This is a genomic window from Acinetobacter sp. CIP 64.2 (assembly GCF_000369645.1).
Classification (GTDB): Bacteria; Pseudomonadota; Gammaproteobacteria; order Pseudomonadales; family Moraxellaceae; genus Acinetobacter.
Genome location: NZ_KB850122.1, coordinates 98967 through 111428 on the forward strand (window position 1 = coordinate 98967; position 12462 = coordinate 111428).

10 protein-coding genes, 1 pseudogene and 1 other annotated feature are annotated in these 12462 nt (G+C 40.8%); of the genes and pseudogenes, 5 read left to right on the plus strand and 6 right to left on the minus strand.

What is annotated here, in order from left to right:
- The first annotated feature begins 15 nt into the window (after positions 1-15).
- Positions 16-1235, plus strand: a protein-coding gene (locus F895_RS10620) for an IS3-like element ISAba19 family transposase (RefSeq protein WP_087486619.1) whose coding sequence is annotated in 2 segments (ribosomal slippage) — positions 16-292 and positions 292-1235 — 1221 coding nt in all. Because the reading frame shifts where the segments join, the coding sequence is not laid out codon by codon here.
- Positions 291-407, plus strand: a sequence feature (AL1L pseudoknot). It overlaps the preceding gene by 117 nt.
- Positions 1236-1270: 35 nt before the next feature.
- On the opposite strand, the pseudogene F895_RS10615 reads toward F895_RS10620, so the two are convergent.
- From F895_RS10615 to dnaE, 5 genes and pseudogenes are all read right to left on the minus strand, one after another.
- Positions 1271-1471: pseudogene (locus F895_RS10615) on the minus strand (alpha/beta hydrolase); the annotation flags it as partial.
- A 123-nt stretch (positions 1472-1594) separates the two neighbouring features.
- Entirely contained in the window at positions 1595-2494 is a 900-nt protein-coding gene (locus tag F895_RS10610; protein ID WP_005240938.1) for an ABUW_2363 family tetratricopeptide repeat lipoprotein, read from the minus strand.
- Between the two features lie 114 nt (positions 2495-2608).
- Positions 2609-3421 (minus strand): serine O-acetyltransferase, encoded by an 813-nt coding sequence (gene cysE / locus F895_RS10605; RefSeq protein WP_005240939.1) that lies wholly within the window; start codon positions 3419-3421, stop codon positions 2609-2611.
- Entirely contained in the window at positions 3414-4253 is an 840-nt protein-coding gene (locus F895_RS10600; RefSeq protein WP_005240940.1) for an RNA methyltransferase, read from the minus strand. The genes cysE and F895_RS10600 overlap by 8 nt, the downstream gene beginning before the upstream one ends.
- Positions 4254-4266: 13 nt before the next feature.
- On the minus strand, positions 4267-7830 hold the full coding sequence (gene dnaE, locus F895_RS10595; protein ID WP_005240943.1) for a DNA polymerase III subunit alpha: 3564 nt from the start codon (positions 7828-7830) through the stop codon (positions 4267-4269).
- A gap of 216 nt (positions 7831-8046) precedes the next feature.
- Here dnaE and F895_RS10590 point away from each other — a divergent pair, with 216 nt between their 5' ends.
- Positions 8047-8943: a tetratricopeptide repeat protein gene (locus F895_RS10590; protein ID WP_005240945.1), complete on the plus strand. Its 897-nt coding sequence runs from the start codon at positions 8047-8049 to the stop codon at positions 8941-8943.
- A gap of 35 nt (positions 8944-8978) precedes the next feature.
- Here the strand turns inward: F895_RS10590 and F895_RS10585 are convergent, their stop codons facing one another.
- Entirely contained in the window at positions 8979-10409 is a 1431-nt protein-coding gene (locus tag F895_RS10585) for a pyridoxal phosphate-dependent aminotransferase (protein WP_005240946.1), read from the minus strand.
- 241 nt (positions 10410-10650) lie between these two features.
- On the opposite strand from F895_RS10585, the gene msrB reads away from it, so the two are divergent.
- The 3 genes from msrB (at position 10651) to F895_RS10570 (ending at position 12425) form a co-directional block, all read left to right on the plus strand.
- Positions 10651-11070 carry a peptide-methionine (R)-S-oxide reductase MsrB gene (gene msrB, locus F895_RS10580; RefSeq protein WP_005240948.1) on the plus strand — a complete coding sequence of 140 codons (420 nt, stop codon included), beginning with the start codon at positions 10651-10653 and terminating at the stop codon, positions 11068-11070.
- A complete protein-coding gene (locus F895_RS10575) occupies positions 11067-11552 on the plus strand; it encodes a glutathione peroxidase (RefSeq protein WP_005240950.1) in 486 nt (161 codons plus the stop codon). The genes msrB and F895_RS10575 overlap by 4 nt, the downstream gene beginning before the upstream one ends.
- Positions 11553-11621: 69 nt before the next feature.
- Positions 11622-12425, plus strand: coding sequence for an AraC family transcriptional regulator (locus tag F895_RS10570; RefSeq protein WP_005240952.1), 804 nt, complete (start codon positions 11622-11624; stop codon positions 12423-12425).
- Positions 12426-12462 lie beyond the last annotated feature (37 nt).

A 12462-nucleotide genomic window follows, 5' to 3' on the forward strand; every position in this document is an offset into this window, starting at 1 on the left:
TGAGAGACTATCCCGATGACAAAACCAAACTATACCCCCGAAATTAGAGAAAGAGCGGTTCAATTACTAATTGAATCTGAAAAAGATTATCCTTCTACTTGGGCAGCAATCACAGCTATTGCTCCTAAAATCGGTTGTACTCCTGAAACATTGCGTGTTTGGTATTTAAAGCATCTGGATCAACTAAATCCTGCCAAAGTACAACAGATATCTGACCAAGAAAAAATGAAGCAAATGGAACGTGAAATTAAAGAATTAAAACGTGCCAATGAAATTCTACGTAAAGCAGCCGCTTTTTTCGCCCAGGCGGAGCTCGACCGCCCACACAAATAATGGTGGATTTTATCCATAACAATAAAGATCGATATGGTGTTGAAGCGATTTGTAGAATTTTACCGATTGCACCTTCAACCTATTACCGAACTTTAGATCTCACTGACAATCCAGAACATCGAGCGAAACGAGATCTACATGATGAGTATCATGCTGAACAAATTAAACGAATTTGGAAAGAAAGTTCAGGTCGATATGGTGTACGTAAAGTTTGGCAAAAATTGAAACGTGAGGGTTATGTTATTGCACGTTGTACAGTTGCTCGATTGATGCAAAAGCTAGGTATACAAGGTGTTTGGCGTGGTAAGAATAAACAAACCACCCGTAACCGAGATGACCAAAAACGGGCAGATGATTTAGTGAAACGTAATTTTAATGCTGATCATCCAAACCAACTATGGGTGGGTGACTTTACGTATATTCAAACTCATTCAGGCTGGGTATATACCGCATTTGTTATTGATGTGTTCTCACGAGCAATTGTTGGATGGAAAGTATCTACACGGATGAATACAGATATGGTGCTTGATGCATTAGAGCAAGCATTGCATGATCGAGGCATGCCAAAGAATGTGATTCATCATTCCGACAGAGGTGTGCAATATCTTTCCATTCGCTATACCAATCGTTTAGAAGCAGCAAATTTACGAGCATCAGTCGGTACAACGGGTGATTCATACGATAATGCTCTGGCTGAAACGGTGAATGGCTTATACAAAACAGAGGTGATTGAATATTTAAAAGCAGATTGGCAAGGTTTAGCAGATGTACAACTTGCGACACTAAACTGGGTAGATTGGTTCAATAAAAAGCGTGTACACAGTGCACTGGGTTATGTATCGCCTTTTGAGTTTGAAGCAATGTACTATGATAAGATTAACCCGTTAGGTCAGGTGGCTTAACTTAAATAAAAAAGTCTCCGACAAACCCGGTACGGTTCAGCTTCTTTGCCAGACATGGACAAGACGTTTAAACTCGCTTCGCTGAGTTTTTTTTGTGTCAGTATGCTGTTACGTTCATTGGCAATCGTTACATTAACCGCTTGTTGCTTAAGGCTGACAACTTGGCAGCCACTCATTGTAAGAGCGCTCAATAAAGAGAGAAGAACTAAAGGTTTTTTTGAGTTAAATGCTTGCATAGATGTTTAGCAAGTTCGTTGGAAGATTCTAGCTATAATACGAAAAACGAATGTTTTTTCAATGATAGAGAAAAAAATAGACTGCACAAGGCAGTCTATTTTTTAGTGCAAATTGAAACTGAATTAGTTCAATACTTGCCACACATTCCATCGTTTTCCAGATTCCACTTCTTTGATCAAGCGATCGGTTACTTCTGCTTCATCTGGGTAACTTACTTTATAGTTTCTTAAGGTTTGCAGCGCATTTTTCTTTTGCTCTAACCAAAGGTAGTTATTGGCAGCAGAAAGATAGGCTTCCTGCACACCACCTTTCATCGCCTTATCTAAATAAGGAATTGCCTCGCGTTGACCACCACCTTCAGACAGACCAAAACCAAACCAGAAGTTGGTTTCAGCATCATTTGGATTGATCGCAAGAATACGTTGCGCATAGGTCAATGATTTGGTGGTGTATGCCGTTCCTAAATCCATATTACGTGCCATGACACTGGCTTTAAATGCACGTGTCAATATATCAAGTGAAGCATTTGGTTTTTCAGCAAGTGCATCAAGTTTTTGCGTAGTTTCTTTTAGCTTCGCTTCATAGCCTTTGCGTTCTTGACGGTCAGGAAAGCGTGGCGGGTAATGACGTGCTTTACCTTCAACCAGTTGCAAGAAGTCATCCACTTCAGTGATATCAATTTCATTGTCACCTGCAAGAACGGCATATTTCATGCTGCGCTGTTTACTATCAATAGTAGGAACAATCAGTTTGTTGATATCAAGTGTAGTTGACTTTGATGGATCGTTTTGTAATGACACAACCATTTTAGTCACAGGTTGAGCCGCAGCATCTTTAATGGCGACTTCAAAACTTGGTGGTGCATCATAATTGATTGGATTTAAAGCATAGAATGGAGGTGTTGGATCTGGCTCTTTGAATACAAACGGTTCAGATGCTTTATCTTTTTTTACTGGGGCGACGCCACAGGCTGTTAAAAAAGAGGTTGAAAGTACAAGTAGTGCCAAAGGCTTAAAATTCATGCTTTAACATCCATTAATTTTAGTTAAATGAGAAGTAGATCGTTGGTTTCAACAGTCTAGGAAAAGCAAAACCAACTTGCAATGAGAAGCTTGTTACATTTCTTATATATTCGCTTATGTTGCTGAAGTTTTGTTCTGTGCTTCACATTCACGTCTAACTTCTTCAATAATTTTGAGTTCTTCTTTACTTAATGGTTGAGTTTTTGAACTTTGCGGTGCGAAGCTTGGATCAAGTTCTGATAAACGCTGACAAAGTACATTCATGCGTTTTTCATTTTTTTGCATCCGGTCAAGCAGAACGCGGATTCCTTCCAAAACTGGGTCAGATTGCTCTTGTGTCGTGGCATAAGGTTGGAAACCAATGCTTTCAGCATAGTCACGACGACTTGCTTCATCTTGCTCAACTTGATTTTTGTCTTTAAAAATATAACGGGCAGGGTTACCAACCGCAGTCACACCTTCAGGAACTTCTTTGGTCACAACCGCATTAGAACCGACTTTAGCCCCTTTATGTACCGTAAATGGGCCCAGGATTTTTGCACCAGCACCAACGACCACACCATCTTCAAGTGTCGGATGACGTTTGCCTTTATTCCAAGTTGTGCCGCCTAAGGTTACCCCATGATAAAGTGTGACATCATTCCCAATTTCTGCGGTTTCACCAATCACAACCCCCATACCATGATCGATAAAGAAACGCTTACCAATTTTAGCGCCTGGATGAATCTCAATTCCTGTGGCAAAACGACTTAATGAAGAAAGTAGGCGTGCTGTGCCTTTATATTCTTTTTTCCAAAGCTCATGTGCCAGACGATGCATAATAAGTGCATGAATACCGGGATAGGTGGTCAAGACTTCTAATGTGTTTCTGGCTGCAGGGTCACGTGCAAATACAGCCTGAATATCTTCTTTAAGCTGTTTAATCATTGGCGTGATCCTCCGAGTTGGTTTTTTTCCATGAGCCGTTGGCTAAAGCCTGTACACGGCTGAAAATTCCGCGCAATAAATGATACTCCATACGATCTAATTGTATCCTTCCGAATAAACGACGCAAGCGTAATGGGAGTAAACGGGGATTATTGGGATCTAAAAACTCGATTTCGGTGAGCATTTTTTCTAAATGAGGATAAAACTCTTCCATTTGTTGCTGTGTCACCAAAGGTTCGTCCCACTCCATGCTTTGTTGTTGTTTCAGCTGCATGTGACCGTCAGGAATAGCGGTTGCTTGTGTGTTTTGTTCAAGCGCAGCCATTCTTAATTCATAGCAAACCACTTGAATGGCTTGAGCAACATTCAATACACCATATTCAGGATTTACAGGAATGGTTAAATGATAATTGGCTAAAGCAAGCTCTTCATTGGTCAGACCGCGGTCTTCACGCCCAAATACAATTGCAATATTCTGCGCTTTATGTGCTGCTTGTAGAGCTTCTTGTGCTGCGGGACGAACATCGAGTAATGGCCATGGAATGGTACGACTACGGGCACTGGTTCCGAACACCAGATGACAATCTTGAATCGCTTGCGCTAAGGTCTCAACAATCTCAATTTGTTCAATTAAATCTTGCGCACCTGCTGCTAAAGCATCGATATCCGGATGTGGATAGGTTTTTGGTGCAACCAAAACCAGTTTAGATAATCCCATGGTTTTCATTGCACGTAAGGCACTACCAATATTGGCTGGCAGGGTGGTATTGACCATAACAATACGCACATGATCCAAATGTTTGGACACGTTATTTGAGTCAAACTGGTTCATATATCATCCAAAATTAAGAATATTGAGAGACTTCAGCTTGATAAAGATCAAGTGCTTCATCCATGGACATATTGTCCGGTGGTGGTGCGATCGTCGCGACTTTTGGCGTTTCTGCGACTTTTGCCGCTTTGGATTTTACTTGGTATTCGATAAAAATCGCTTCTTTACCAAAATAATCACGTAATTTGCTTAGCAGTTCATCTAAAGGCGCGACTTTCCACTGTGGGCCGAGATGAAGCTCTGCTGTAGCAAAACTTTGCTCAAGCTGGATTTGTAGCGCAATATGTTGACACATATCAACATTACAATAAGGCAGTAGAATTGCCTGTAAATCTTTGGCTAAAGATTTGGTCATTAAATCTTGAGAAAGGCGAACCTGAACGCTTTGAGCCCGTTTTTGACGAATTTCATTTAAACTAAAAGCTTTACTTAGGCGAGCCATTGGGCGGTCAAAGCCTTCGCGCTCATAAATTTCACCTTCGATCACCACGACTTGCTCTAAGCGAACAATATCTTTATAACGCTGGAAGCGTTCATGATTACAACTGATTTCAACCCGGGCGGTACCATCATCTAGCGTGATCATGATACGGTTTGGGAAGTTGGCAATATCCACGACTAAACCGGCAAAAACGGTGGTGACGCCTCGGCGGGTTGGGGTAAGTTCATTTAATTTCGCAGGAATAAATGATTTTAACTCAGGACGATATACATCAATAGGATGACCCGTAAGATACAGGCCAAGGGTATCTTTTTCACCTTTGAGGCGAACTTCATCCGACCATGGTTTGACTGGTTTTGCTGGTTTACGTTGAACTTCTTCAACCTCGCCAAACAAATCCATAATTCCCGTTTCACGGTTACTGCGCGCTTGTTCGGCTGCTTGTACGGCTTCTGGTAATTGTGCCATTAAGCTCGAACGTTCAATACCGAGACAATCCAGCGCACCCGCACGGATCAGGGCTTCTAAAGTACGTTTATTGATTTTTTTCAAATCAATACGATGACAGAAGTCGAATAAATCCTTGTATGGGCCTTCATTAATGCGTGAGTCGATGACCGATTGCATCGCTTGCTCACCAACGCCTTTAATTGCACCTAGACCATACACAATGGTTTGTTCATCACTGGCGTGGAAATGATACAAAGACATATTGACCGAAGGTGGCAGTACTTCCAGCTTGTTATTACGGCAGTCATCAATTAAGAACACGATACTATCAGTGTTCTGCATTTCCGAAGATAAAACGGCGGCCATGAATTCAGCAGGATAATGCGCTTTTAACCAAGCGGTGTGGTAGGCAACAAGGGCATAGGCTGCGGCATGGGATTTGTTAAAACCATAGCCTGCAAACTTTTCCATATAGTCAAAGATATGGTTGGCTGTGGCCTCATCAATGTCTTTTTTCGCAGCACCTTCAATAAAGATCTGGCGCTGTTTGACCATTTCTTCAGGTTTCTTTTTACCCATGGCACGACGAAGTAAGTCCGCACCACCGAGTGTATAACCCGCACAGAACTGGGCGGCCTGCATGACCTGTTCTTGGTAAACCATAATCCCGTAAGTCGGTTCTAATACACCTTCCAGCAATGGATGTAGATATTCAAACTCACCACCATGCATACGGTGAATAAAGTCAGGAATAAGATCCATTGGACCCGGACGATACAAGGAAACGAAGGCAATAATTTCTTCGAATTTACTTGGTCTTGCTTCCTTGAGCATTTTTTTCATGCCGACGGATTCAAACTGGAATACCGCAGTGGTATTTGCTTCAGCAAAGACCAGATAAGCATCTCTATCGTCTAATGGGACATTGGCAATATTGAGCGGTGTTTCAGATTTGATTCTTTTATTAATATTCTGAACTGCATCTTCGATTACGGTCAGGTTACGCAGACCCAAGAAGTCAAATTTAACCAGACCGGCTGCTTCAACGTCATCTTTATCGTATTGCGCAACGCGGTTGGTACCATCAGCATCACATAATACTGCGGAGTAATCGGTAATCTTGCCTGGTGCAATTACTACGCCACCTGCATGTTTGCCTGTATTACGGGTAATACCTTCCAGTTTGAGTGCCATTTCCCAGATTTCTGCGGCATCATCATTATCAGGGTTGGATGGATTGGTGACGATATCTTTGAGTTGGGGTTCCATGTCAATTGCAGTTGCCAAATCCACGCCGAGTGGTTTGGTTGGAACCATTTTAGAAATACGATCAGCAAGACCATAGGATTTACCCAAGACACGGGCTACATCTCGAATTGCACCTTTCGCTGCCATCGTACCGAAGGTGGCAATCTGTGATACCGCTTGGCGCCCATAATTTTGTGCCACGTATTCAATCACGCGGTCACGACCGGCAATACAGAAGTCGACGTCAAAGTCGGGCATCGAGACACGTTCCGGGTTTAAGAAACGTTCAAAGAGCAGATCATAACGCAATGGGTCAAGATCGGTAATTTTTAAGCTATACGCAACCAGTGAACCCGCACCTGAACCACGACCAGGACCCACAGGCACGCCATTATTTTTGGCCCATTGAATGAAGTCCATAACGATCAGAAAGTAACCAGGGAATCCCATCTTGAGGATGATATCGACTTCGTATTTAATCCGTTCATCATAAGGTTTGCGAATTTCTGCCCAATCATCATCACGTTCAGCAATAGGGTAAAGATGATTTAAGCGTTCCTCTAGCCCTTCACGAGATAAATGTTCAAAATAGGTGTCGATGGTATAACCATCTGGAATTGGGAAATCAGGTAGGAAATAAGTCCCGAGCTTTAAGGCAACATTACAACGTTTTGCGATCTGGTAAGTGTTTTCGATGGCACTAGGAATATCTGAGAATAGCTCAGACATTTGTTCGCCCGTTTTAAAATATTGTTCAGTACTGTAGTTTTTTGGGCGTTTATCGTCCCCTAGAACATAGCCATCTGCGATACAAACACGGGCTTCATGTGCTTCAAAATCATCTTGTTCAACAAAGTGCACATCGTTATGAGCAACTACACCAATTTGATATTTGGCTGCGAGCTTTACCGCTTGCTGAATAAAATCTTCTTCACCGACACGTTCTGTACGGGTTAAAGCGAGATACACCCGATTGCCAAATTTTTCAATCCATGCTTCTAATAAAGGTTCTGCTTTTTGTGGGTTGGAAGAACAGAGCATTTTCCCAACATCACTATGTTGTCCAAGTAGGACAATCAGGTCATCGGATTGCTCAAGTATCCATTCTTTTTGTACACAAGGAATGCTGAGTTGTTGGCCTTCAATAAATCCTCGAGACACAATTTCAGTAAGATTAAGCCAGCCCGTACTGCTCATTGCGAGTAATGTTGCACGGTGTTCGGCATCATTGAGTCGAATGACACTGCCTAAAATAGGCTTGATGCCTTTTTTTAGACAAGCTTCATAAAATTTGACTGCTGCATGCAGGTTGGATAAGTCGGTAAGTGCCAGTGCTGGCATTTCATCTTTTACGGCAGCTTTGACCAAATCAGGTATGCGAACAATCGACTCTGTAATCGAAAATTCTGTATGGATACCGAGATGAACAAACCGCATAGAAGGACTATCCTTTTTCAAAACAAGGCATAGTTTAGCATGCAAAGTTAAAATGACATGCTTAATATTTTGGCAAACCGTGTCTCAGCTATGTTATTTTGATAAAAAATTCAAAATTAGTTTTTGATTTTTCTGAAAATATAAATATTGGTTTACATGAAGTGATTTGCCGTTAGAATGTAATTGCGTAAAAATGTAACAATGTGAGCAAAAATAATGAAATTAAAAAATATCGTATTTTCAATATTATTAACGAGCAGTCTATTCAGTTTGAGTCATGCAGATGATGTTGCATTTAGCCAAGAACTTGTACAGCGAGCAACAGCAGGTGACGCGCGCGCCCAAAATAATTTAGGTGATGCTTATTATTATGGAAATGAAGTAGATCAAGATTTCGGCAAAGCGCTTGAGTGGTTTAAAAAAGCAGCGGCTAAGGGCAATGTAGATGCGATTTTTTCAGTTGGTTATATGTATGACTACGGAGAGGGTGTAAAGGAAGATAATCTAACCGCTTTAAAGTGGTATACCCAGGCTGCACAAAAGGGTCAGCTATATGCACAATACTATCTCGGCTATTTATATCTCTATGGCGATGATCATGTAAATGTAAATACCAAAAAGGGCTTGGAGTGGATGACCAAGTCGGCTGATGCTGGTCTGGATATGGCTCAAGCGGAACTGGGGCATTTATATAATGATGGGACTGATGAAGTAGCACAAGACCTACAAAAAGCATTGCATTATTATCAATTGGCTGCGAAACAAGATGAATCTTCTGCAATTAACAATTTAGGTATTTTTTATTTAGAGGGAAAGGCGGGGTTAAAGCAGGATTATAAAGAAGCCTTGCGCTTATTTAGTTTGGCCTCAGGCGCAGGAAATGGTTTGGGTTCTTCAAACATTGCCTATATTTATGAAGAAGGTAAAGGGGTCACTAAGAATTATAAGAAAGCAGCAGAGTTTTATGAACTGGCTGTGGCGCAAGGTGAAGATGAAGCCTTATTGGATTTATCTCGTATATATGAAAAAGGTGGGTTTGGTTTAAGCAAAAACTTAAAGAAATCGAAAGAATATGAAGCACAGTGGGATGCGACCCAAGATTCAGATTCTTAAATATAAAAAATCCCCCGATTCAGGGGGATTGTGCATTAACGCATTTTTGCTAAGAAGCGGCTTAAGCGATTAATGGCTTCACGAAGTTCATTTTCAGCAGGTAAGAACACAACACGAAAATGATCTGGTGTAGGCCAGTTAAACCCAGTTCCTTGTACTAGAAGTACTTTTTCTGCTTTTAAAAGATCCAGCATGAGTTTCTCATCATCTTCAATTGGATAAACTGCTGGATCAAGCTTAGGAAAGCAATACATTGCACCCTCAGGTTTTACGCAGCTTAGACCTGGGATTTCATTTAGCATTTCCCATGCAATATTACGTTGTTCGTATAAACGACCACCCGGGCGAATCAAGTCATTGATTGACTGGTAACCACCAAGTGCGGTTTGAATCGCATATTGTGCTTGATGATTGGCACATAAACGCATAGAAGCCAGCATGTCCAGACCTTCGATATAGTCTGCGGCACGTGCCTTATTGCCCGTAATTGCCATCCAGCCTGCACGATAGCCTGCAATACGATAAGCTTTTGATAAACCGTTAAATGAAATACACAGTTGATCACCTGCTAAAGCTGCAACAGCAACGTGCTCAATGCCGTCATAAACGATTTTGTCATAGATTTCATCGGCAAATAAAATCAGGTCATGCTTTTTCGCCAGCGCCACAATTTGTTCTAATACATGGCGTGGGTAGACTGAACCAGTAGGATTGTTTGGGTTGATAATGACAATACCACGGGTATTTGGCGTGATTTTGCTTTCCATATCTGCAATATCTGGATACCAATAGTTTTCAGAATCACACTTATAGTGAACTGCGGTACCACCTGACAGATTTACGGCCGCTGTCCATAATGGATAGTCGGGCATAGGCACCAACATTTCATCGCCATCATCCAGTAAACCTTGCATCGCCATAACGATGAGTTCAGATACACCATTGCCAACATACACATCATTGACATGCATATCGAAAACACCTTTTTGCTGGTAATACTGGCAGATCGCTTTGCGTGCAGGGAAGATCCCTTTTGAGTCGGTATAACCAATCGCATTTGGAAGATTTAAAGCAACGTCGTTAATAATTTCTTGTGGTGCTTCAAAACCAAAAGGTGCTGGGTTACCGATATTGAGTTTGATAATCTTGTGTCCTTGCTCCTCCATTTCATTGGCGGCGCGTAATACTGGTCCACGAATGTCATAACAAACATGCTCAAGCTTAGATGATTTTTTAATTTCTCGGCTTGATTGGATAGACGGGGAAACAACAGTATTTTTAGACATAGCTGGATTCACTTTTGCATATCGGTATAAATAACTTTTAAAGGTTTCGACACTGACCAAATTTAGATCATGTTGATCTCTCAGTAATTCAACAATTTTTTCGTGGGTAAAACCTGATTGTTGATATTGTCTGATCGTTGGTAATAAGTTTTGGAAAACCACACTTTTTTTCTGAGACATGTTTTGTCCTGTATCACCGTGCGAAATTAGAATACCACCATATTTGCTTACATAAAATAGAGGAATGTTGAAAATTGCTTACTTTTATAAAAATAAAATGCTTACTTTTTGCTATTTTATTTTTTAATGCTGAAAATTCATTAAATTGTACGAACTGAGACTAGAGTTTTTTTTGTGAATGGCGTAAATATAAAACCTGATCATCAAGATAGTTTTAACAACAGAATAAAAGGTGCAGGTTATGGGAAAAGTCAATAAAACAGACCGGGAATGGCAAAGAGAGTTATCACCTGAAGAATATCGCATTACTCGTCAAAAGGGCACAGAACCAGCATTTACAGGACAATATTGGAATAATAAACAGCATGGTACTTATGTCTGTCGTTGTTGTGGTGCAGAATTATTTTCTTCGGATACAAAATACGATAGTGGCTGTGGTTGGCCTAGCTTCTTTAAACCAATTGACAGCATTGCTATCGAAGAGCATGAAGATTTATCTCATGGTATGGTCAGAACAGAAATTGTCTGCCATGATTGCGATGCGCATTTAGGCCATGTATTTGAAGATGGTCCACAGCCGACGGGACTGCGTTACTGCGTAAATTCGGCATCATTACAACTTAAAACAGAAGAAAAGAACGACGAGGAAACTTATCCATGAGTAATATTTATCAGTTTGAAGCTGAATTGTTAGAGGGAGAAACAAAAGCGCTCGCTGATTATAAAGGCAAGGTCATGCTGATTGTAAATACTGCAAGCAAGTGTGCCTTTACCCCACAATTTGCAGGACTTGAGAAACTTTATGAAAAATACAAATCTCAAGGTTTAGAAGTTTTAGGCTTTCCATGCAATCAGTTTGGAGGGCAAGATCCGGGAACCAATAAAGAAATTGGCGCATATTGCCAGCGTAATTACGGAGTTAGTTTCCCCATGTTTGCCAAGGTTGATGTAAAAGGCCCCGAAGCACATGTGATTTTCCGTTTTTTAACCCGTGAAGCCAAAGGTCTTTTAGGTCGTAATATTAAATGGAATTTCACCAAGTTTTTGGTTGGACGTAATGGCGAGGTTTTAGAGCGTTATGCGCCGACTACAAAACCTGAAGCATTGGAAGCCGATATTGAAAAGGCGTTGGCGAAAAAGTAGATGAGTAGAGTTTTGGTTGAGGTTTGAATTATTTTGGACTCAACTGTCGAGTTTTGGAATCATCCTGACATGCCTTATGTTGAAACACGTAGGGCATGTCAAAGTCGAATCTGTTATAAATCGCATAGCCATCCGACATTTTCAATCGGGGCAGTTGATGCAGGGCAGAGTTATTTTTCAAGTTTTTTAGTCCAGGATCGTTTGATTCAGCCAGGTAGTATTGTTGTTATTCCTGCTCATGTAGAACATTCCTGTAATCCTCTTCAGAATCAGGCATGGAGTTACCAGATGATGCATCTGGATGCAACATGGCTGGCTGTATTGATTGAGGAGCTGCAACACAATACGCTTCTAAAAATAGATGTTGATACATCATATTTTCCCCAATTAAAGCCAAATATCATCAATGACTTATATGTCTATCATGCATTCTCCGGTTTAAATGCGATCTTATTTAATCCGCAAATCTCACTCTTGGAAAAAGAGCATTATTTAATTCAGGTTTTAACTGATATTTTATTGCCAAACTTTAACTGGGAGAAAATCATCCCATCTCGTTACTTTCAGCAGTATTTACCTGATTTATTGCAGTGTCTTGAGGGCAATATTGATGGTTTGTCCTTGCAAAATCTAGCTGAAAAGATGCAGATCAGCCGTTATGCATTAATACGCTTATTTAAACATTATTTTGGTTTAACACCACATGCTTATCAATTGAATGCCAAGGTGAATCAGGCTCGGCAGCGCTTGAGAGAAAAGTGTGATTTAGCGCAGTTAGCGCATGAACTTGAATTTACGGATCAAAGCCATTTCCATCGTGTTTTTAAGCAACATACTGGCATAACCCCAAAGCAATATTATAAAAAATCTTAGTTCACGCAATTTCATACAAGAATTAAGCATGGCACTT